The following is a 20,356-nucleotide window of genomic DNA, read 5'->3' on the forward strand; positions in this document are numbered from 1 at the left end:
GCCGAGCGCTAGCGAGGTGGAGGCATGAGTGCACACCCCGCAGGTCCCAGGCACGCCGAAATTCCCCACGCACCCAATCTGCCGGAGCGGCCTTCCGATCCGGCGGAGCTGATCGAGCTGCCCGCGAATGTGTGGCCGCGCAATGCCTCTCGCGACGCCGACGGTGTGGTGCGGCTCGCCGGTGTGCCGGTGACCGAGCTCGCCGAGCAGTACGGCACCCCGTTGTTCGTGATCGACGAGGACGACTTCCGTTCCCGCTGCAGGGATATGGTGCGCGCGTTCGGTGAGGGCGCGCGAGTCCACTACGCCTCCAAGGCATTCCTGTGCGGCGAGGTCGCGCGCTGGGTGCGCGACGAGGGCCTGTCGCTGGACGTGTGTTCCGGCGGCGAGCTCGCGGTGGCCCTGCACGCCGGGTTCCCCGCGCAGCGAATCGCCCTGCACGGCAACAATAAATCGGTGCCCGAGCTGGAAGCCGCGGTGCGCGCCGGGGTGGGTCACGTCGTGGTCGACTCGCTGATCGAGATCGATCGGCTGGAGGCCGTGGCCGGGCGCGCCGGTGTGGTGCAGGACGTGCTGGTGCGCGTCACCGTCGGCGTGGAAGCCCATACGCACGAATACATTTCGACCGCGCACGAGGACCAGAAGTTCGGTTTCTCCATCGCGGGCGGCGACGCCATGGAGGCGCTGGCGCGCGTGTTCGAGGCGGACAACCTGCGCCTGGTCGGCCTGCACAGCCACATCGGCTCGCAGATCTTCGACATCGACGGCTTCGAGATCTCCGCGCGCCGCATGCTGCGGCTGCTGCGCGACGCCATCGACAAGTTCGGCGTGGAGCGCACCGCGCAGATCCACACCCTGGATCTCGGTGGCGGCCTTGGTATCTCGTACCTGCCGAGCGACGACCCGCCGCCGCTGACCGAATTCGCCGCCAAGGTGCGCGATCTGGTCGCGGCCGAGGCCGCGCAGATCGGGCTGCCCGCCCCGACCCTCGCGGTGGAGCCGGGCCGCGCCATCGCCGGTCCGGGCACCGTGACCCTCTACGAGGTCGGTACCACGAAGGACGTCACGCTGGACGCGGGCGCGCGCCGCCGCTACGTGAGCGTCGACGGCGGCATGAGCGACAACATCCGGCCCGCCCTGTATCAGGCCGACTACGACTGCCGATTGGTCTCGCGCGGTAGCGAGTCGCAGGCCGTGGTCGCGCGGGTGGTCGGAAAGCACTGTGAGAGTGGGGATATCGTCATCCGTGACACCTGGATGCCCGCCGATGTGGGCCCGGGGGATCTGGTCGCGGTGGCGGCGACGGGCGCCTACTGCTACTCGATGTCCAGCCGCTACAACATGCTGACGCGTCCGGCCGTGGTGGCCGTCCGCGCAGGGCAGTCGCGTCCGATCCTCCGCCGGGAGACGGTGGCGGACCTGTTGAGCTTGGAGGTGGAAGCATGACCGAGGCCGTGTCCGTGGCCAGACCGAACGGAGCGTTCGGCTCCGATCACCCGATCGGTGTGGTGGTGCTCGGTATGGGCAACGTCGGGACCGAGGTCGTGCGGATTCTGCGCGACAACGCCGACGATCTGCGGCAGCGCGTGGGCGCGCCGCTGGCGCTGCGCGGTGTCGCGGTGCGCCGGCTCGACGTCGATCGCGGCATTCCCGCCGAACTGCTCACCACCGATGCCGAGAGCCTGGTCACCCGCCCCGACGTCGATCTGGTGATCGAGGTGATGGGCGGCATCGACCCGGCCCGCTCGCTGATCACCGCGGCGCTCAACGCCGGAAAATCGGTGGTGACCGCGAACAAGGCCCTGCTCGCCGACTACACCGGCGAACTGGCCGCCGCCGCCGAGCGCAGCCGCGCCGACCTGTACTTCGAGGCCGCCGTCGCCGGGGCGATCCCGGTGGTGCGCCCGCTGATCCAGTCGCTGTCCGGCGACCGGGTCAACCGGGTGGTCGGAATCGTCAACGGCACAACGAATTTCATCCTGTCCGCGATGGACGAGACCGGCGCCGACTACGCCGAGACGCTGGCCGAGGCCACCCGCCTGGGCTACGCCGAGGCCGACCCGACCGCCGACGTCGAGGGCTACGACGCCGCCGCCAAGGCCGCCATCCTGGCCTCGCTGGCCTTCCACACCCGGGTCACCGCCGCCGACGTCTACCGTGAGGGCATCTCCCGGATCAGCGCCGAGGATCTGGAGACCGCCGCGGCCGTGGGCTGCACCGTCAAGCTGCTCGCCATCTGCGAGCGGGTCCCCGCCGGTCCGGGCGAGCCCGGGCCGAAAGAGGGTGGCAAGGAACGGATTTCGGTGCGGGTGTATCCGGCGCTGATCCCGCGCAAGCATCCGCTGTCGTCGGTGAACGGCGCGTTCAACGCGATCGTGGTGGAGGCCGACAATGCCGGGCGGCTGATGTTCTACGGCCAGGGCGCCGGTGGCGCACCGACCGCGGCGGCCGTGATGGGCGACCTGGTGATGGCCGCGCGCAACAAGTTCTACAGTGGCCGCGCCCCGGGCGAATCGGTTTATGCTGAGCTGCCGATAGCGCCGATCGGCGACACACCGACCCGCTACCACGTCAACCTGCAGGTTGCCGACCGCATCGGGGTGCTGCAGGCGGTGGCCGGGGAGTTCGCCAAGCACGGCGTCAGCATCTCGACGGTCCGCCAGGAGGGACACGGCGCGGGCGCTCGACTGGTCGTGGTCACCCACCACGCGGAGGAGTCGGCGCTGGCCGATACCGTGGCCGCGCTCGCCGAATTGGAATCCGTCACGTCCGTGACCAGCGTCTTGAGATTGGAAGGCACCGAGGAATGAGTACGACGGGAGCGGAGGCCCCGGCCAAAAGCGCGCCGGGGACAGCTGGTGGCAGCGCGCCGGGGCAGGTACACACGGCCTGGCCGGGGCTGATCGCGGCTTATCGCGATCGGCTGGCGGTCGGAGCCGACTGGGAGCCGGTCACGTTGTTCGAGGGCGGGACGCCGCTGGTGCCCGCGCATCACCTGTCCGAGCTCACCGGCTGCGAGGTCTACCTCAAGGTCGAGGGGGCCAATCCGACCGGTTCCTTCAAGGACCGCGGCATGACCATGGCGATGACCGACGCCCGGGCCCGCGGCCAGAAGGCGGTGCTGTGCGCCTCCACCGGCAACACCTCGGCATCGGCCGCCGCCTACGCCACCCGCGCCGGCATGCACTGCGCGGTGCTGATCCCGCAGGGCAAGATCGCCATGGGCAAGCTGGCCCAGGCGGTCATGCTCGGCGCCGAGATCATCCAGGTGCAGGGCAATTTCGACGACTGCCTGGAGCTGGCCCGCAAGGTGACCGCGGAATTCCCCGAGGTCGGCCTGGTGAACTCGGTGAACCCGGCCCGCATCGAGGGCCAGAAGACCGCGGCCTTCGAGATCTGCGACGTGCTCGGCAAGGCCCCGGACGTGCACGCGCTGCCCGTCGGCAACGCGGGGAACATCACCGCGTACTGGAAGGGCTACAGCGAGTATCACGCCGACGGCATCACGACCGGTCGCCCGCGCATGCTCGGCGTGCAGGCCGCCGGCGCGGCGCCGCTGGTCAACGGCGCGCCGGTGAAGAATCCGGAAACGATCGCCACCGCCATCCGCATCGGCGCGCCCGCGTCGTGGAACGGCGCGGTCGCCGCCAGGGACGAGTCCGGTGGCGCGTTCCGGGCCGCCACCGACGAGGAGATCCTCGCCGCCTACCGCCTGATCGCGGGCACCGAGGGCGTCTTCGTCGAGCCCGCCTCCGCCGCGAGCGTGGCGGGCCTGCTGGCCGCCCGCGCGGAGGGTTGGCTGGACGCCGGGCTGACCGTGGTCTGCACGGTGACCGGCAACGGCCTCAAGGATCCCGATACCGCGCTCGCGGGAATGCCCGAGGTGCAGGCGATTCCGGTCGACCCGATCGCCGTGGCCCGCAAACTAGAGCTGGGCTGACATGCACTCGCGTGAGGGGCAGCTGCTGACCCGGACCCTGCCCGCCGGTATCGAGGTTCTCGCGCGGGTGCCCGCGTCCAGCGCCAATCTGGGTCCGGGCTTCGACTCGCTGGGCATCGCGCTCGGCCTGTACGACGAGATCGAGGTCCGAACGACCGGGTCCGGACTGACGATCCGGGTGGAGGGCGAGGGCGCCGACGACGTGCCTTGGGGCCCTTCGCATCTCGTGGTGCGGGCGATCGAGCGCGGCCTGGAGTCGGCGGGGGTCTGGGCCGACGGCCTGGATGTGGTGTGCCGCAACGTGATTCCGCACTCGCGTGGACTGGGGTCCTCCGCGTCCGCGGTGGTGGGCGGGCTGGCCGCCGGTCGCGGGCTGGCCGCCCGCTTCGATCCGGAGCTGGCCTGCGACGATGCCGAATTGGTGCAGCTGGCTTCGGAATTCGAGGGGCATCCCGACAACGCGTCCGCCAGCGTCCTGGGCGGCATCGTGGTGTCGTGGACCGAAACCGATCGCCCCGCCGATCTGGGTGCGGGCATCGCCGACCACACGCGCTCCTACCGCGCGGTACGGCTGGATCCGCATCCCGCGATTCGCGCGACCGTCGTGGTCCCCGAGGAACGGTCGTCGACCGCGCACACGCGCGGCCTGCTGCCGGAAATGGTGCCGCACGGCGACGCCGCGTTCAATGCCAGTCGCGCCGCATTGGCGGTAGTGGCCTTGACGCAGCGCCCGGACCTGCTGCTACCCGCCACGGCGGACCGGCTGCATCAGGGGTATCGATCCGCGGCCCTGCCCTTGACAACCGCGTGGATCGCGCGATTGCGCGAGGCGGGAATTGCGGCCATGGTCTCCGGTGCGGGACCGACCGTACTGGCTCTGCACACCGGTGAATTCCCGGCCGAACTGCGCGAACTCGCGGCGGCGGACGGACTTCGAGTGATCGAACCGACAATTTCCGAGGGTGTGCGCGTGGACTGACGGCGTGCCTGCCTTGCAGGCATTCCGAGTGGGGGCTATCCTGAGCGAGTCCGTACATCGTGCGCGTCAGACGCCGGTGCTTCATCAGGGCAATCGCTCCAGCAGGCTCCTTGCTCAGATTCGAGACATGGATCGCGAATCTCGGGGGTAGCACTGGAATGATCACTCCCACCTTTATGAACCGGTGGCTGTGACCACGTGGTGATGGCCGCCGGTCCGGCGGGGCAGGCGATACGGCATCCGAGCTCGGCATGGTGATCGGGCTTCGGGACGAAACCCTCGAATAAGCACACGGCAATCGAGGGAAGGAAAGGATCTCCGTGACAGATACGGACCTGCTCGCGACACCCGGGATGGAAACGGATGCACGTTCCTCGGGCGGCCGCGAAAGTGACTCCGGACAGATTTCGAAGATGAGCGAACAAACTGACGTCGCACGATCGGGGCTGACTGGAATGTTGTTGCCGCAGTTGCGTGCACTTGCCGGAGAGCTCGGTATCCGAGGGACATCCGGTATGCGTAAGGGCGATCTGATCGCCGCCATCAAGGAAAATCAGGCCTCGCCCGGCAAGGCCACGCGCGGCCGGTCCGAGGCGAAATCCGACGAGGCGAAGCCGGCGGCACGGGCCGCCGAGGCGCCGTCGACCGGTGGGGAGTCCGCTTCGACGAAGGCCGAGACCAAGACCGCCGACGGCAAGGGCAAGGCCGAGAAGGCGTCCGCCCGGGGCGAGCAGCAGACGCTCGACGGCGTGGGCGCGGACAAGCCCGCCGAGAGCGCCCCCGCCAAGTCGGAGGGCTCGGAAAGCGCTGGGCGACCGGCCGATTCGGGTGAGGACACGGGCCGCGACGCCGGCCAGCGTGGCCGCGGCCGCCAGCGCCGGGGCCGCGAGCAGCGCGCCGCCGCCGCGACGGCCACCGCCGAGGCCCCGGCCGAGGCGAAGACCGAGGCGCCCGCCGCCGACACCAAGCCGGAGCAGGAGGGCGGCGAGCGCCGCCGCGATCGCAACCAGCAGAACGGCGGCCAGAACAACCAGGCCAACCAGAACGGCCGCGGCGGCGACCGCGACCGCGGTGGCGACGACGACGAGTCCGGCCGCGGCCGGCGCGGTCGCCGGTTCCGGGAGCGGCGTCGCGGGCGTGACCGCGAGGGCGGCGGCGGTGGTGGCGAGAGCCGCGAGGTCGAGATCCGCGAGGACGACGTCCTGCAGCCGGTCGCCGGCATCCTGGACGTGCTCGACAACTACGCGTTCGTGCGCACCTCCGGCTACCTGGCCGGACCGAACGACGTGTACGTCTCGATGAACCTGGTCCGCAAGAACGGCCTGCGCCGCGGTGACGCCATCACCGGTGCGGTGCGCGCGCCCCGCGACGGCGAGCAGGGCAACCAGCGGCAGAAGTTCGATCCGCTGGTGCGGCTGGACACCGTCAACGGCAGCGATATCGAGGCCGCCAAGCGGCGTCCGGACTTCAACAAGCTGACCCCGCTGTACCCGAACCAGCGCCTGCGGCTGGAGACCCAGCCCAACAAGCTGACCACCCGGGTCATCGACCTGATCATGCCGATCGGCAAGGGCCAGCGCGCCCTGATCGTGTCGCCGCCGAAGGCCGGTAAGACCACGATCATGCAGGACATCGCGAACGCGATCGCGATCAACAACCCCGAGGTCTACCTCATGGTGGTGCTGGTCGACGAGCGTCCGGAAGAGGTCACCGACATGCAGCGCACCGTGCGCGGCGAGGTGATCGCCTCCACCTTCGACCGCCCGCCGGGCGATCACACCTCCGTCGCCGAGCTCGCCATCGAGCGGGCCAAGCGCCTGGTCGAAATGGGCCAGGACGTCGTGGTGCTGCTGGACTCGATCACCCGTCTGGGCCGCGCGTACAACAACTCCTCGCCGGCGTCGGGCCGCATCCTCTCCGGTGGTATCGACTCGACCGCGCTGTACCCGCCCAAGCGGTTCCTCGGTGCGGCGCGCAATATCGAGAACGGCGGCTCGCTGACGATCATCGCCACCGCCATGGTGGAGACCGGTTCGACCGGTGACACGGTGATCTTCGAGGAGTTCAAGGGCACCGGCAACGCCGAGCTCAAGCTGGACCGCAAGATCGCCGAGCGCCGGGTGTTCCCGGCCGTGGACGTCAACCCGTCCGGCACGCGCCGCGACGACCTGCTGATGTCGCCCGACGAGGCCGCGGTGATCCACAAGCTGCGGCGGGTGCTGTCGGGTCTGGATTCGCATCAGGCCATCGATCTGCTGATCGACCGGTTGAAGAAGTCCAAGAACAACTTGGAATTCCTGATGCAGGTCTCCAAGACCGCACCGGGCGCACTCGACGAGTGACCGGAAGGAGGCTCCGCGACGCGGGGCCTCCTTCCATCTTGGGAGAGAAGAAGACCGATCCGATCACCGCGGCCCCGACGATCAACAGTCCCACAATCACGGCGGTGGCCGTGGTGATCGCGCCGGTCGACGCCACCGTGGCGGTGTATTCGACCCGGGACCCGTCGCCCGGCGGATCGGCGGCTATCGCGGGCCGGGGCGTGCCGGGCGCGGCCCACCAGCCGATCGCCGCCGCGAGCAACAGCACGGCCAGGACGATGCGAGCGGCGTGGAGATGCACGGCTGTCCTTTCGGGTATCACGCGGGTGTGACCTGGCAATACTCTATGAACAGCGGTGTTCGTATTCCTGAGTAGCGAACTACTCGACTCGAGGGAACAAGGCCGGTTCCGGGTGTGTTTTGAGTGCGTGTCGGCGGTTCTGGCATACTGGACCGCTGGTGCGCTTGCGATCCGCGCAGGCCATCCCGCCTAGTCGGTTCCGGTTCACGCCCTCGATTCGCGACGGCGACCCGGCGACCACATCGAAAGGACATCCATGAAGGCAGGAATCCACCCGGCATACGTGGCGACCACCGTCGTCTGCGGTTGCGGCAACACCTTCGAGACCCGCAGCACCAAGCAGTCGGGCCACATCACCGTCGAGGTTTGCTCGCAGTGCCACCCGTTCTACACGGGCAAGCAGAAGATCCTGGACACCGGCGGCCGCGTCGCCCGCTTCGAGGCCCGCTACGGCAAGCGCGCCAAGAAGGCCGACGCCAAGTAGCTGCCCCGCCGACGCCCGTCCTGCCCCGCAGGCCGGGCGTCGACGTGTTTGAGCACCCTTCCCCCTTTCCAAGGAGCATCTGCGATGGCCGACAAGACGGCCCCCTCGGCGATCGACGACATCCTGGCCGAACACGCCGGGTTGGAGACGCGGCTGTCGGATCCGGCGCTGCACAACAACCCCGGGGAGGCCCGGCGCGTCGGGAAGCGGTTCGCCGAGCTCGCTCCGATCATGTCGACCTACACCAAGCTGCAGACCGCGCGCGACGATCTGGCCGCCGCCCGTGAACTGGCCGCGGACGACTCCTCCTTCGCCGCGGAGGTTCCCGGCCTCGAGGCGCAGGTCGAGGAGTTGGAGACGGCCCTGACCGATCTGCTCGCGCCGCGCGACCCACACGACGCCGACGACGTCGTGCTCGAGGTGAAGTCCGGGGAGGGCGGGGAGGAGTCGGCGCTGTTCGCCGCGGACCTGGCCCGCATGTACATCCGCTATGCCGAGCGGCACGGCTGGAAGGTCGAGGTCCTCGACGCCACCGTCTCCGATCTGGGCGGGTACAAGGAGGCGACGCTGTCGATCAAGAGCCGCGAGCCCAGCCGCGACGGCGTGTGGTCGCGGCTGAAGTTCGAGGGCGGCGTGCACCGCGTGCAGCGGGTGCCGGTCACCGAATCGCAGGGCCGCATCCACACCTCGGCCGCGGGCGTGCTCATCTACCCCGAGCCCGACGAGGTCGAGCAGGTGCAGATCGACGAGTCCGACCTGCGCATCGATGTCTACCGGTCCTCGGGCAAGGGTGGGCAGGGCGTCAACACCACCGACTCGGCGGTCCGCATCACCCACCTACCCACCGGCATCGTCGTGACCTGCCAGAACGAACGGTCCCAGCTGCAGAACAAGATTCGCGCCATGCAGGTGCTGTCGGCGCGGCTGCAGGCGGTGGCCGAGGAGCAGGCCGAGGCCGAGGCCGCCGCGGGCCGGGCCAGCCAGATCCGCACGGTCGACCGCTCCGAACGCATCCGCACCTACAACTTCCCCGAGAACCGCATCGCCGATCACCGCATCGGCTTCAAGGCCCACAACCTGGACTCGGTCCTGGACGGCGAGATGGACGCCCTGCTCGACGCCCTCGGCGAGGCCGACCGCGCGGCTCGGCTGGCGGCGGAGTGACCGTTCCGCCGAGCGACGGGGACCGTCTTCCGTTGCGGCCCGCGCTCTCGGAGGCCGCCGCGGCCCTGGCGGCCGCCGGGGTGCACAGCCCGCGGGTGGATGCGGAGTACCTCGCGGCCCATGTGCTCGGCGTGCAGCGGCCGCGGCTGGCGCTGGTTCCGATGCTGACGCCCGAACAGCTGGGCGAATTCCGAGCATTGGTGGCGCGGCGCGCGGAACGGGTTCCGCTGCAACACCTTACCGGCGTCGCGGCCATGGGCGAGGTCGAACTCGCGGTCGGGCCGGGCGTTTTCGTGCCGCGGCCCGAGACCGAGCTGCTGTTCGCCTGGGCGCTGGCCCAACTGGAGGCGGCCGGGCACGCGCACGCACCCGTCGTGGTGGACCTGTGCACGGGATCGGGGGCGCTGGCCCTGGCCGTCGCGCACGCCCGCCCGGACGCCGAGGTGCACGCGATCGAGCTCGACCCCGCCGCGCTGGCGTGGGCCCGGCGCAATGCGGATCGGCAAGCGGCCCAGGGCGATACGCCGATCACCCTGCACGCGGGCGATGTCACCGATCCGCGGGCGCTGGCCGAACTCGACGGCCGCGTCGACGTGGTCGTCGCCAACCCGCCCTACATTCCGGTCACGGCCGAGCTGGAACCCGAAGTGCTCCACCACGATCCGCACGCGGCGCTGTTCGGCGGCCCGGACGGCCTGTCGGTGATCGAGCCCATGATCGGCACCATCGCCCGCCTGCTGCGCGCGGGCGGCGTGACTGCGGTGGAGCACGACGATTCACACGGCTCCCGGGTCTCGGGCCTGTTCGCCGCGCACGGCGGTTTCACCGATATCGCCGAGCATCCGGACCTGGCCGGTCGGCCGCGCTTCGTCGTCGCGCAGCGCGTCCGCGCCGACTGACCCTCGCCCGCAAGCGGATTCACCCGATCGCTGTGATCAAAGTCATATCTAGAAATACCTCTGAGTCAGAGCTATTCTGAAGTCGTGGAGGTAGCGCCCGAGGTCGAAGCGGTGGCCGCGCCGGATACGGAGCTGGTCGGCAGGCTGCTGGGTACCTTCGGGCGGCTGCGGCGGCAGGTGGCCCGGCTGGTCGGGCGCTCGTTCGATCGTGCCGGGGTCAGCTCCTCGCAGGCGGAATTCCTGCGGCTGGTCGGCCGGAATCCCGGCATCTCGGTGAAGGCGGCCGCCGCGGAGCTGGGCCTGGCGCCCAACAGCGTCTCCACCTTCGTCACCGCGCTGGTGCAGGCGGAACTGCTGGTGCGCGAATCGGATCCGGACGACCGCCGGGCCACGCGCCTGCGACTGCCCGCCGCCGTGCAGCGCGGTGTCGACGAAAGCCGCAGGCGCCGATACGGGCTCGTCGCCACCGCGCTCGACGAGCTCACCGCCGCCGAACGCGCGGATCTGGTGCGGGGCCTGGCCGTGGTGAACAAGCTCACCGACATCCTGCACCGCCGAGAAGAGGGGAGGCAGCGATGACGCAGGCGGATTTTCCGGCCGTCGAATGTATGGACCTGACCCACCGCTACGGCGACCACACGGTGGTCGACCACCTGAATCTGCGCATCGAGCGCGGCGAGGTGTTCGGCCTGCTGGGACCCAACGGGGCGGGCAAGACCACCACCATCCGCCTGCTCACCACGCTGATGCCGGTGCGGCAGGGGCGGGTTCGGGTGCTCGGCTTCGAGGTGGGCCGCCGCAATACCGACATCCGCTACAACCTCGGCTATGTGCCGCAACAGCTTTCGATCGAGGCCACGCTCACCGGCCGCCAGAACGTCACCTGGTTCGCGCGGCTGTTCGACGTGCCGCGCCGCGAACGGGCAAGGCGCGTCGAGGAAGTGCTCGACGCCATGAACCTGCTCGACGTCGCCGACCGGCTCGCCGCCGGGTATTCCGGCGGCATGGTCCGCCGGCTGGAACTCGCACAGGCGCTGGTCAATCGGCCCGCGCTGCTCATCCTGGACGAGCCGACCGTGGGCCTGGATCCCATTGCCCGCGACGGGGTCTGGGAGCGGGTGCGCGAGCTGCGCGAGCGCTACGGCACCACGGTGCTGCTCACCACGCACTACATGGAAGAGGCCGACACGCTGTGCGATCGGGTCGCCCTGCTGCACCGGGGAGCGCTGCGGGCGGTCGGGGCCCCGGCGGACCTGAAGGCCGAACTGGGGTCCGGCGCGACGCTGGAGGACGTCTTCCGCCGCCACGCGGGTGCGGACCTGAACGACGACACGACCCAGGGAGGGCTCCGCAATGTCCGGAACACTCGTCGAACGGCACAGCGGGCCGGTTGAGTTCCCGCCGCTGCGGCACGCCCCGCGCGGCCTGTCCCGGGCGGTCGCGCTCGGCTCCCGGATCGGCACCTTCGCGCTGGTCGAATTGCAGAAGCTGCGGCACGACCGCAGCGAGCTGTTCACCCGGGCGGTGCAGCCCGCGCTGTGGATGCTCATCTTCGGCACCACCTTCGCGCGGCTGCGCACCATCCCCACCGGCGCCATGCCCTACCTGGACTTCCTGGCGCCCGGCATCATCGCCCAGTCCGCCCTGTTCATCTCGATCTTCTACGGCATCCTGCTGATCTGGGACCGCGACGCCGGGATTCTCAACAAGCTCATGGTCACCCCCACCCCGCGCTCGGCGCTGATCACCGGCAAATGCTTTGCCGCCGGGGTGCGTTCGGTGGCGCAGGTGCTGATCATCGTGGTGCTGGCGCTGGCCATGGGCGTGCACATGACGATGAACCCGCTGAAGCTGCTCGGCGCGGCCGTGGTCGTGGTGCTCGGCTCGGCCTTCTTCGCCTGCCTGTCGATGACGATCGCGGGCCTGGTCGCCAAGCGCGACCGGCTGATGGGCATCGGCCAGGCCATCACCATGCCGCTGTTCTTCGCCTCCAACGCGCTCTACCCGGTCACCCTGATGCCGGGCTGGCTGCGCGCGATCAGCCACGTCAACCCGCTCAGCTACGAGGTCGACGCCCTGCGCGGCCTGCTGGTCGGCGGCGCGATGAACCCCTGGCTCGACTTCGGCGTGCTGGTCCTCGCCGCGATCCTCGGAATCGCCTGCGCCGCATCGCTTCTCGGCCGACTGGTGCGGTAGGTCGGCGCACCCGGCCGCCGAGACGGGTCACCGAGCACGGCGATTCGATCCACCCCACTACACTCTCCCGGGTGAGTACCGTCTACGACTGCTCCGATCCCGACTCCCGCGCCGCCGGCCTGACCGCGGCGCGTACCACCCTGAAGTCGGGGCGGCTGGCCGTCATCCCGACCGACACCCTGTACGGCCTGGCCGCGGACGCCTTCGACTCCTCGGCGGTCGCCGCCCTGCTCGCGGCCAAGCGCCGCGGCCGGGACATGCCGGTGCCGGTGCTGGTCGGTTCCTGGAACACCATCGACGGGCTGGTGTTCTCGGTGCAGCCGCAGGCGCGCGACCTGATCCGGGCGTTCTGGCCCGGTGGGCTGAGTCTGGTTGTCCAGCAGGCCCCCTCGCTGGCCTGGGATCTCGGCGACGCCCGCGGCACGGTGATGCTGCGGATGCCGCTGCATCCGGTCGCGCTGGAACTGCTGCGCGAGGTGGGCCCGCTCGCGGTATCCAGCGCCAACGTCTCCGGCCAGCCGCCCGCCACCACCGTCGCCGAGGCGCGGGCGCAGCTGGGCGAGTCGGCGAGCGTCTACCTCGACGGCGGCACCGCCGAGCAGGGCGTCGCGTCCACGATCGTGGACCTGACCGCCGACCGCCCCCGCATCCTGCGCGAGGGCGCGGTCACGGCGGCGCAGGTGGCCGAGGTGCTCGGCACCACCCCGGACGAACTGACCGCCCAGCCGACCGGATAGCACCGCGAGATACGGTGAAAAGGGTTCGGCGCGCACACTTTTCGCCGGACCGGTGCGCCGGGCGATGTCGACGCGATGGTTGGGTGGTGGGGGAACGAGTGCGAAGATGGGCGGATATGGTGGCGGATAGGTTGATCGAGCGGTCCGGCGGATGACGGGGTCGGGTACTGTCGTTCCGCTGCGCGAGCTCTCGCTGGTCCTGCTCATCTCGGCCGTCGCCACGCTGCTGGCCACCGGCGGGGTGCGGGTGCTGGCCATCAAGTTCGGCGCGGTCGCCATACCGCGCGAGCGCGACGTGCACGTCAAGCCGATCCCCCGGATGGGCGGCGTCGGAATCTATCTCGGCATCGTCGCGGCGGTGCTGTTCGCCCACCAGTTGCCCGCGCTGCGCCGCGGTTTCGACTACGGCCCCAACATCCCGCTGGCGGTCCTGGTGGCCGGCACCCTGATCGTGCTGGTCGGCATCGTCGACGATCGCTGGGGCCTGGACGCGCTGACCAAATTCGTCGGCCAGGTCACCGCCGCGGGCGTCATGGCGGTGATGGGCCTGAGCTGGTACGGCATCTACAACCCCTTCACCAACTCCACGGTCTCGCTGGACACCCTGCAGGGCAGCGTGGTCACCGTCGTCATCACGGTGACGCTGATCAACGCCATGAACTTCGTCGACGGCCTGGACGGTCTCGCCTCCGGGCTGGGCATGATCGCCGCGGCCGCGGTGTTCGTCTTCTCCGCGGGCGTCATGACCGAGCAGGGCGGCTCGGTCGACACCTATCCGCCCGCCCTGCTGGCCGCCGCGCTGGCCGGGGCCTGCCTGGGTTTCCTGCCGCACAACTTCCACCCCGCGCGCATCTTCATGGGCGACTCCGGCTCGATGCTGATCGGGCTCATGCTGGCCGCGGTCTCGACCAGCGTGTCCGGGCGCATTCCGCTGCAGAGCTACGGCCCGCGCGACATCGTGGGCCTGCTGTCGCCGCTGCTGCTCGTCGGCGCGGTGATGTTCATCCCGGTGCTGGATCTGGTGCTGGCCATCGTGCGCCGGGTGCGCGCCGGAGTGAGTTTCTCCACACCGGACAAGATGCATCTGCACCATCGGCTGCTGCAGATCGGCCATTCCCAGCGCCGGGTGGCGCTGCTGATCTACCTGTGGGTCGGGGTGCTCGCCTTCGGCGCGGTCGGCACGTCGCTGCTGGACCGGCGGCTGGTGGTGCTGCTGTTCGCGGCCGGGCTGGTCTTCGCGCTGGTGGTCACCGCGGTGCCGTCGCTGCGCGAGGCGATCGGCCTGCGCCGCCGCGGGACGCCGCGCGGGCGTGCAGCCGGCAACGAGTAAGGTGAGGGGCCGTGAGCACCGCATCCGAGTATCATCCCGACGCCCCGCTGCGCGCGGCGCTGCGCTACGGCATCGCCGGATTGATTGTGCTGGTGGTCGTTTCCGCTGTGCTGGGGTCGATCTTCGCCGGGCTGCCGGGCCTGTGGGGGTCTTTGATCGGTTCCGCAATCGGCGGGTTCTTCATCCTCGCAACGGCCGCACTGGTGCTGTTCAGTGCGAAATTGGATTCCGGCATTCAGGGCATGGTGATGTTGGCCAGTTGGGTCGGCAAACTTCTGGTTGTCCTGATCGTGGTCGCCGTGCTCAAACAGTTCGATTTCTACAGCCGCGGCACGCTGTTCCTGACCGTCGTCGCGGCGCTGCTGATCGTGTTGGGCGCCGAGACGTACGGACTACTGCGCCAACGGGTTCCCATTGTGACCACGCCGGACGAGCGTTCCGATCAAGATCGTTCAAATGTTTGACCACACCCCCTACACGTTGTCGTAGATAGCTTGGTAAACTCTTTACCGTAGGCACCCGAAGCTACGGGGGGCGACAACGTCGAACCCGGTGGTGCGGGTTATGCTTACAGCCGTGCCGGACCTTGAGGGGGTTCGGCCCTGCACCGTCGACGATGTCGCCGACGTACAGACGCCACGAGCGGGTGACACCGCACAGCTGCTGACGAACTTCGAGCCGACCTGAGTCGACCCACCAGATCGTCAATGTCCGATCGAACCGCGGGTGAAACCGTTACCCGCGGCCCGAACACGGGAGAGAACGCTGAGCGTCACCACTTTGGCGGGCGAGTTTCATGCGCCTTCGCTGTCAGACTTCTTCCCTCCGGCTGTGCTGTTCGAGGGGACGCCTTTCGAGCTCGACCGTTTGATGCTCATTCGCATCCTCATGTCGGCCGTGCTGATCGGCTTCATGCTGGTGGCTTTCCGCCGGCCGCAGCTCGTGCCGCGAGGAGTGCAGAACATCGCCGAGTACGGATTGGTGTTCGTGCGCGACCAGATCTGCGACGAGGTACTGGGCAAGGAATCGGGCAAGAAGTATTTTCCGCTCATCGCGACGATCTTCTTCTCGGTGCTGTTCCTCAACTTCTCCAGCATCATCCCGTTCCTGAACATCTCGTCGAACGCGCGAATCGGCATGCCGTTGGTGCTGGCCGTGATCGCGTACATCGCGTTCAACTACATCGGCATCAAGAAGTACGGCTTCTGGAAGTACATGCGCTCGTCCATCGTGGTGCCGAATGTGCCGCCCGTGATGCACGTCCTGCTGATTCCGATCGAGTTCATCTCGACCTTCATCCTGCGCCCCTTCACGCTGACCGTCCGGCTCATGGCGAATATGCTGGCGGGACACATCATGCTCGTGCTGTTCTTCAGCGCCACGCAGTTCTTCCTGTTCGATGGCGCCGCCTGGATGAAGGGGCTGTCTCCGTTCTCGCTGGTGGGTGGATTCGCCTTCACGCTCTTCGAGATGCTGGTGATCTTCCTGCAGGCGTACGTGTTCGCGCTGCTGACGGCCGTGTACATCGGCCTCGCCCAGCACGCCGACTCGCACTGACCTGACCCGCTCAACTGCACAAGGACTGACCCACCCCGTCGCCCGGCGGGTGGGCAACAGAAAGGGAAAAAGAAATCTCATGAGCCTCTCCCACATGGCAGTCGAACTCGCTCAGACCTCCGAGAAGGTCAAGGGCTACGGCGCTGTCGGTTACGGTCTGGCCGCCATCGGCCCGGGCATCGGCGTCGGCATCGTTGTCGGTAAGGCGATCGAGGGCATGGCCCGCCAGCCCGAGCTGATGGGCACCATCCGGACCAACATGTTCCTGGGCATCGCGTTCACCGAGGCACTGGCGCTGATCGGTCTCGTCGCCGGCTTCATCTTCTGATTGCCATGAACAGGATGTTTTTGCTCGCGGCGGAGGAGGGGTCGGACAAGAACCCCCTCCTCCCCGAGCCGTACGACATCGTCTGGTCGCTGGTCTGTGTCGCCGTCATCGCGGTGGTCTTCTACAAGTACGTCGTTCCGCGTCTGCAGAAGGTCCTCGACGAGCGGTCCGAACGGATCGAGGGCGGCATCGAGAAGGCCGAGGCCGCGCAGGCCGAGGCGCAGCAGACGCTGCAGCAGTACCAGCAGCAGCTGGCCGAGGCCCGGCTCGAGGCCGCGCGCATCCGGGAAGAGGCGCGCACCCAGGGCCAGCAGATCCTCGCGCAGCTGCGGACCGAGGCGCAGGCCGAGGCCGACCGCATCGTGGCCCAGGGCCACTCGCAGCTGGAGGCGCAGCGTCAGCAGATCGTGACCGAGCTGCGTTCCGAACTCGGCCGCACCGCGGTCGATCTGGCCGAGAAGATCATCGGCCAGTCGGTGTCGGATCAAGCCAAACAGTCGGCATCGATCGACCGGTTCCTCTCAGAATTGGATGAGAAGACCGGCATCGGGGTCGGAAGGTAGCGACACGAAAGTGGGAAGCATGTACGCAGCGAGCCGCGAGGCGAGCTCCCGTGCGCGGGAGGCTCTTTCGGCCGCTCTGGCCGCGACCAGCCATATCGCGGCCACGACGGGCTCCGAATTGTTCGCCGTTGTCGCAATACTCGACGACCAGCGTTCGCTGCGTGTAGCGCTCGCGGATAAGTCGGTGTCGAGTTCGGCGCGCGCCGAACTCGCCGAACGCGTCTTCGGCGGCAAGATCAGCGCGGCCACCCTGGCCGTGCTGACCACCGCCGTCGCCCAGGACTGGTCGCGGGCCAAGGACCTGGTCGACACGCTGGAATTGCTCGGGCGGGAGGCGCTGCTGCGCGCCGCGACCGATCGCGGCCGCATCGATGCCGTCGAGGACGAGCTGTTCCGGCTGGGCCGGATCGTCGAGGACAATCCGGACCTCGAGCAGGCGCTGGCCGACCGCGGCAAGCCGGCGCAGGCCAAGAACGCACTGCTCGAACGGTTGCTCGCCGGCAAGGTCGAGGACATCACGCTGCAGCTGGCCGAGCAGGCGGTCGGCCGCTCGCACGGTGACGCGGGCGCGATCTTCGACCGGTTGTCCGAACTGGCGGCGTCGCTGCGCAAGCAGCTCGTCGCGCACGTGCGTGCCGCGACCGAGTTGACGCAGCAGCAGCGCGAGCACCTGGCGGCCTCGCTGCAGCGCATCTACGACAAGCCCGTCACCGTGCACGTGCAGGTCGACCCGACCCTGTTGGCCGGTGTCGTCGTGCGAGTCGGCGACGACGTCATCGACGGCAGTGCGATCGGCCGGCTGCAGCGGCTGCGCCAGTCGCTCGGCTGAGCCGCACACCCCCCGACATTCCAGACCACCAGCGAGAGCAGGAAGAACCATGGCGGAGCTGACGATCTCCCCCGATGAGATCCGTAGCGCGATCGAGAGCTACACCCAGAGCTACACCCCCGAGACCTCCATCGAAGAGGTCGGTGTCGTCACCGACACCGGCGACGGTATCGCCCACATCAGCGGCCTGCCGTCGGCGATGGCCAACGAGCTGCTGGAGTTCCCGGGCGGCGTGCTGGGTGTCGCGCTGAACCTGGAGGACACCTCGATCGGTGCGGTCATCCTGGGTGAGTTCGACACCATCGAGGAGGGCCAGGAGGTCCGTCGGACCGGCGACGTGCTCTCCGTGCCCGTCGGCGACAAGTTCCTCGGCCGCGTCATCGACCCGCTGGGCGCGCCGATCGACGGCCTGGGCGACATCGAGGCCGACGACCGTCGCGTGCTCGAGCTGCAGGCCGCGACCGTGCTGCAGCGGCAGCCGGTCGGCGAGCCGATGGCCACCGGCATCACCGCCATCGACGCCCTGACCGCCATCGGCCGCGGCCAGCGTCAGCTGATCATCGGCGACCGCAAGACCGGCAAGACCGCGGTCTGCATCGACGCCATCATCAACCAGAAGGCGAACTGGGAGTCGGGCGACCCCAGCAAGCAGATGCGCTGCATCTACGTCGCCATCGGCCAGAAGGGCTCGACCATCGCGGGCGTGAAGTCCGCGCTCGAGGCGCACGGCGCGATGGAGTACACCACCATCGTCGCGGCCCCGGCCTCCGACTCCGCCGGCTTCAAATGGCTTGCGCCCTACACCGGTTCGGCGCTCGGCCAGCACTGGATGTACCAGGGCAAGCACGTGCTGATCGTGTTCGACGACCTGTCCAAGCAGGCCGAGGCGTACCGCTCGATCTCGCTGCTGCTGCGCCGCCCGCCGGGCCGCGAGGCGTACCCGGGCGACGTGTTCTACCTGCACTCGCGCCTGCTGGAGCGGTGCGCGAAGCTGTCCGACGACATGGGCGCGGGCTCGATGACCGGTCTGCCGATCATCGAGACCAAGGCCGGCGACATCTCGGCGTTCATCCCGACCAACGTCATCTCCATCACCGACGGCCAGGTCTTCCTCGAGTCCGACCTGTTCAACAAGGGTGTGCGCCCGGCGATCAACGTCGGTACCTCCGTCTCCCGTGTCGGTGGCGCCGCCCAGACCAAGGGCATGAAGAAGGTGTCGGGCTCGCTGCGTCTGGAGATGGCCCAGTACCGCGAGCTGGAGGCGTTCTCCGCCTTCGCCTCCGACCTGGACGCCGCCTCGCTGGCACAGCTCGAGCGCGGCGCCCGCTGGGTCGAGCTGCTCAAGCAGGACCAGTACTCCCCGGTCTCGGTCGAGGACCAGATCGTGTCGCTGTACCTGGTCGACGGCGGCTACTACGACTCGGTGCCGGTGTCGGACATCCGCCGCTTCAACGTGGAGCTGCTGGAGGACCTGCACCGCAGCGCCGCCGACGCGTTCGCCTCGATCGCGGGTGGCAAGGTGCTGGAGGGCGAGGCCGCCGAGCAGATCAAGGCCGCGACCGACAAGTTCAAGCACGGCTTCCTGGCCTCCGACGGCAGCCGCGTCGTGAACGAGCCCGCCGCCGGCGAGCTGGACCACGAAGAGGTCGAGTCGCTGTCGGTCACCCGCAAGCACGTCGAGAAGTAGCGGGTCCCCGAATGCGACGACTGACCGTTCAACGAATGAAGGGAGTGTGAGCAGCCGATGGCAAGCGTGCGCGAATTGCGCTCCCGCATTCGTAGTGTGAGTTCGATCAAGAAGATCACCAAGGCGCAGGAGCTGATCGCCACCTCGCGAATCAGCAAGGCGCAGGCCCGGGTTGCCGCCGCCAAGCCGTACGCGGAGGAGATCACCAAGGTGCTGAGCGAACTGGCCGGCGCCTCGTCGAATCTCGACCATCCGCTGCTGACCGAGCGGGCCAACGCGCGCCGGGCCGCGATCCTGGTGATCACCAGCGACCGCGGCATGTGCGGCGGCTACAACGCGAACGTGCTGCGGCGCGCCGAGGAACTCATGACGACGCTGCGCTCCGAGGGCAAGGAGTCGGTGCTCTACGTCATGGGATCGAAGGGCCTGACGTACTACACGTTCCGCAATCGCCAGGTGACCGGGTCGTGGACCGGGTTCTCGCAGCAGCCGCACTACACCGACGCGTCGGCCGCGTGCCACCACCTGGTGGACGCCTTCATGGCCGGCTCCGACGGTGAGGTGCCCGCGACCGACGGCACCGGCACGATCGCGGGCGTGGACGAGATCCATGTCGTCTACACCCGTTTCGTGTCGATGCTGTCGCAGGTGCCGGAGGTGCGCCGGCTGGCGCCGATCCAGGTGAGCTACGTCGACGAGAACTACGAACTCGGCGAGGATTTCGTGACCGACTCCCCGGACGCGGACATCCACCCCCTGTACGAGTTCGAGCCCGACGCGGACACGCTGCTCGGCGCGCTGCTGCCGAAGTACGTGAACACCCGGATCTACTCCTCGCTGCTCGAGGCCGCGGCCTCGGAGTCGGCCGCACGCCGCACCGCGATGAAGGCCGCCACCGACAACGCCACCGATCTCGTGAACACCCTGACCCGTCAGGCGAATTCGATCCGGCAGGCGAACATTACACAGGAGATCAGTGAAATCGTCGGCGGCGCGAACGCGCTGGCAGCCAGTTCTAGCGACTAAGCCCACCCAGGAAGA

21 protein-coding genes are annotated in these 20,356 nt (G+C 68.9%); all 21 read left to right on the forward strand.

Features of this window, described 5'->3' with window-relative positions:
• Positions 1–24 precede the first annotated feature (24 nt).
• The 21 genes from lysA (at position 25) to HPY32_RS01010 (ending at position 20,341) form a co-directional block, all read left to right on the forward strand.
• Positions 25–1,446 (forward strand): diaminopimelate decarboxylase, encoded by a 1,422-nt coding sequence (lysA, locus tag HPY32_RS00910; RefSeq protein WP_067582102.1) that lies wholly within the window; start codon positions 25–27, stop codon positions 1,444–1,446.
• The gene (locus tag HPY32_RS00915; protein WP_067582105.1) at positions 1,443–2,810 is read left to right on the forward strand and encodes a homoserine dehydrogenase; all 1,368 of its coding nucleotides are present in this window, start codon (positions 1,443–1,445) and stop codon (positions 2,808–2,810) included. Before lysA ends, HPY32_RS00915 begins: the two co-directional genes overlap by 4 nt.
• Entirely contained in the window at positions 2,807–3,940 is a 1,134-nt protein-coding gene (gene thrC / locus HPY32_RS00920; RefSeq protein WP_082870891.1) for a threonine synthase, read from the forward strand. Before HPY32_RS00915 ends, thrC begins: the two co-directional genes overlap by 4 nt.
• A 25-nt stretch (positions 3,941–3,965) precedes the next feature.
• Positions 3,966–4,919 (forward strand): homoserine kinase, encoded by a 954-nt coding sequence (thrB, locus tag HPY32_RS00925; protein ID WP_171982792.1) that lies wholly within the window; start codon positions 3,966–3,968, stop codon positions 4,917–4,919.
• 320 nt (positions 4,920–5,239) lie between these two features.
• Positions 5,240–7,261, forward strand: coding sequence for a transcription termination factor Rho (gene rho, locus HPY32_RS00930; protein WP_082870892.1), 2,022 nt, complete (start codon positions 5,240–5,242; stop codon positions 7,259–7,261).
• Positions 7,262–7,299: 38 nt separating this feature from the next.
• Positions 7,300–7,572: a hypothetical protein gene (locus HPY32_RS00935; RefSeq protein WP_067582113.1), complete on the forward strand. Its 273-nt coding sequence runs from the start codon at positions 7,300–7,302 to the stop codon at positions 7,570–7,572.
• A gap of 225 nt (positions 7,573–7,797) precedes the next feature.
• The gene (gene rpmE, locus HPY32_RS00940; protein ID WP_067582117.1) at positions 7,798–8,025 is read left to right on the forward strand and encodes a 50S ribosomal protein L31; all 228 of its coding nucleotides are present in this window, start codon (positions 7,798–7,800) and stop codon (positions 8,023–8,025) included.
• A gap of 84 nt (positions 8,026–8,109) precedes the next feature.
• Positions 8,110–9,189, forward strand: a complete 1,080-nt coding sequence (prfA, locus tag HPY32_RS00945) for a peptide chain release factor 1 (RefSeq protein ID WP_067582119.1) — start codon at positions 8,110–8,112, stop codon at positions 9,187–9,189.
• On the forward strand, positions 9,186–10,088 hold the full coding sequence (gene prmC / locus HPY32_RS00950) for a peptide chain release factor N(5)-glutamine methyltransferase (RefSeq protein WP_067582122.1): 903 nt from the start codon (positions 9,186–9,188) through the stop codon (positions 10,086–10,088). The genes prfA and prmC overlap by 4 nt, the downstream gene beginning before the upstream one ends.
• An 84-nt stretch (positions 10,089–10,172) precedes the next feature.
• Positions 10,173–10,667 carry a MarR family winged helix-turn-helix transcriptional regulator gene (locus tag HPY32_RS00955; protein WP_373686594.1) on the forward strand — a complete coding sequence of 165 codons (495 nt, stop codon included), beginning with the start codon at positions 10,173–10,175 and terminating at the stop codon, positions 10,665–10,667.
• Positions 10,664–11,482: an ATP-binding cassette domain-containing protein gene (locus tag HPY32_RS00960; RefSeq protein WP_067582125.1), complete on the forward strand. Its 819-nt coding sequence runs from the start codon at positions 10,664–10,666 to the stop codon at positions 11,480–11,482. Before HPY32_RS00955 ends, HPY32_RS00960 begins: the two co-directional genes overlap by 4 nt.
• Positions 11,442–12,284, forward strand: coding sequence for an ABC transporter permease (locus tag HPY32_RS00965; protein WP_082870893.1), 843 nt, complete (start codon positions 11,442–11,444; stop codon positions 12,282–12,284). Before HPY32_RS00960 ends, HPY32_RS00965 begins: the two co-directional genes overlap by 41 nt.
• A 71-nt stretch (positions 12,285–12,355) precedes the next feature.
• The gene (locus HPY32_RS00970; RefSeq protein WP_067582128.1) at positions 12,356–13,021 is read left to right on the forward strand and encodes an L-threonylcarbamoyladenylate synthase; all 666 of its coding nucleotides are present in this window, start codon (positions 12,356–12,358) and stop codon (positions 13,019–13,021) included.
• A gap of 151 nt (positions 13,022–13,172) precedes the next feature.
• On the forward strand, positions 13,173–14,351 hold the full coding sequence (locus HPY32_RS00975) for a glycosyltransferase family 4 protein (protein WP_067582131.1): 1,179 nt from the start codon (positions 13,173–13,175) through the stop codon (positions 14,349–14,351).
• 11 nt (positions 14,352–14,362) lie between these two features.
• On the forward strand, positions 14,363–14,815 hold the full coding sequence (locus HPY32_RS00980) for a Cg1360 family ATP-synthase-associated protein (protein WP_082870894.1): 453 nt from the start codon (positions 14,363–14,365) through the stop codon (positions 14,813–14,815).
• Positions 14,816–15,131: 316 nt separating this feature from the next.
• On the forward strand, positions 15,132–15,908 hold the full coding sequence (atpB, locus tag HPY32_RS00985; protein ID WP_228785987.1) for a F0F1 ATP synthase subunit A: 777 nt from the start codon (positions 15,132–15,134) through the stop codon (positions 15,906–15,908).
• Between the two features lie 79 nt (positions 15,909–15,987).
• Positions 15,988–16,236 (forward strand): ATP synthase F0 subunit C, encoded by a 249-nt coding sequence (locus HPY32_RS00990; RefSeq protein ID WP_067582137.1) that lies wholly within the window; start codon positions 15,988–15,990, stop codon positions 16,234–16,236.
• 5 nt (positions 16,237–16,241) lie between these two features.
• Positions 16,242–16,799, forward strand: a complete 558-nt coding sequence (locus HPY32_RS00995) for a F0F1 ATP synthase subunit B (protein WP_067582138.1) — start codon at positions 16,242–16,244, stop codon at positions 16,797–16,799.
• A 19-nt stretch (positions 16,800–16,818) separates the two neighbouring features.
• A complete protein-coding gene (locus HPY32_RS01000; RefSeq protein ID WP_067582139.1) occupies positions 16,819–17,628 on the forward strand; it encodes a F0F1 ATP synthase subunit delta in 810 nt (269 codons plus the stop codon).
• Between the two features lie 49 nt (positions 17,629–17,677).
• Positions 17,678–19,315, forward strand: a complete 1,638-nt coding sequence (gene atpA, locus HPY32_RS01005) for a F0F1 ATP synthase subunit alpha (protein ID WP_067582140.1) — start codon at positions 17,678–17,680, stop codon at positions 19,313–19,315.
• Between the two features lie 57 nt (positions 19,316–19,372).
• The gene (locus HPY32_RS01010; RefSeq protein ID WP_067582151.1) at positions 19,373–20,341 is read left to right on the forward strand and encodes a F0F1 ATP synthase subunit gamma; all 969 of its coding nucleotides are present in this window, start codon (positions 19,373–19,375) and stop codon (positions 20,339–20,341) included.
• Positions 20,342–20,356 lie beyond the last annotated feature (15 nt).

This window comes from Nocardia terpenica (assembly GCF_013186535.1).
Lineage (GTDB): Bacteria > Actinomycetota > Actinomycetes > Mycobacteriales > Mycobacteriaceae > Nocardia > Nocardia terpenica.

Excerpts from the sequence above, each read along its gene's own strand:
- HPY32_RS00960 (WP_067582125.1), top strand. The coding sequence starts at position 10,664 with ATGACGCAGGCGGATTTTCCGGCCGTCGAATGTATGGACCTGACCCAC.
- HPY32_RS01010 (WP_067582151.1), top strand. The coding sequence starts at position 19,373 with ATGGCAAGCGTGCGCGAATTGCGCTCCCGCATTCGTAGTGTGAGTTCG.
- HPY32_RS00995 (WP_067582138.1), top strand. The coding sequence starts at position 16,242 with ATGAACAGGATGTTTTTGCTCGCGGCGGAGGAGGGGTCGGACAAGAAC.
- HPY32_RS01000 (WP_067582139.1), top strand. The coding sequence starts at position 16,819 with ATGTACGCAGCGAGCCGCGAGGCGAGCTCCCGTGCGCGGGAGGCTCTT.
- HPY32_RS00915 (WP_067582105.1), top strand. The coding sequence starts at position 1,443 with ATGACCGAGGCCGTGTCCGTGGCCAGACCGAACGGAGCGTTCGGCTCC.
- lysA (WP_067582102.1), top strand. The coding sequence starts at position 25 with ATGAGTGCACACCCCGCAGGTCCCAGGCACGCCGAAATTCCCCACGCA.
- HPY32_RS00990 (WP_067582137.1), top strand. The coding sequence starts at position 15,988 with ATGAGCCTCTCCCACATGGCAGTCGAACTCGCTCAGACCTCCGAGAAG.
- HPY32_RS00965 (WP_082870893.1), top strand. The coding sequence starts at position 11,442 with ATGTCCGGAACACTCGTCGAACGGCACAGCGGGCCGGTTGAGTTCCCG.
- rpmE (WP_067582117.1), top strand. The coding sequence starts at position 7,798 with ATGAAGGCAGGAATCCACCCGGCATACGTGGCGACCACCGTCGTCTGC.
- atpA (WP_067582140.1), top strand. The coding sequence starts at position 17,678 with ATGGCGGAGCTGACGATCTCCCCCGATGAGATCCGTAGCGCGATCGAG.
- prfA (WP_067582119.1), top strand. The coding sequence starts at position 8,110 with ATGGCCGACAAGACGGCCCCCTCGGCGATCGACGACATCCTGGCCGAA.
- thrC (WP_082870891.1), top strand. The coding sequence starts at position 2,807 with ATGAGTACGACGGGAGCGGAGGCCCCGGCCAAAAGCGCGCCGGGGACA.
- HPY32_RS00975 (WP_067582131.1), top strand. The coding sequence starts at position 13,173 with ATGACGGGGTCGGGTACTGTCGTTCCGCTGCGCGAGCTCTCGCTGGTC.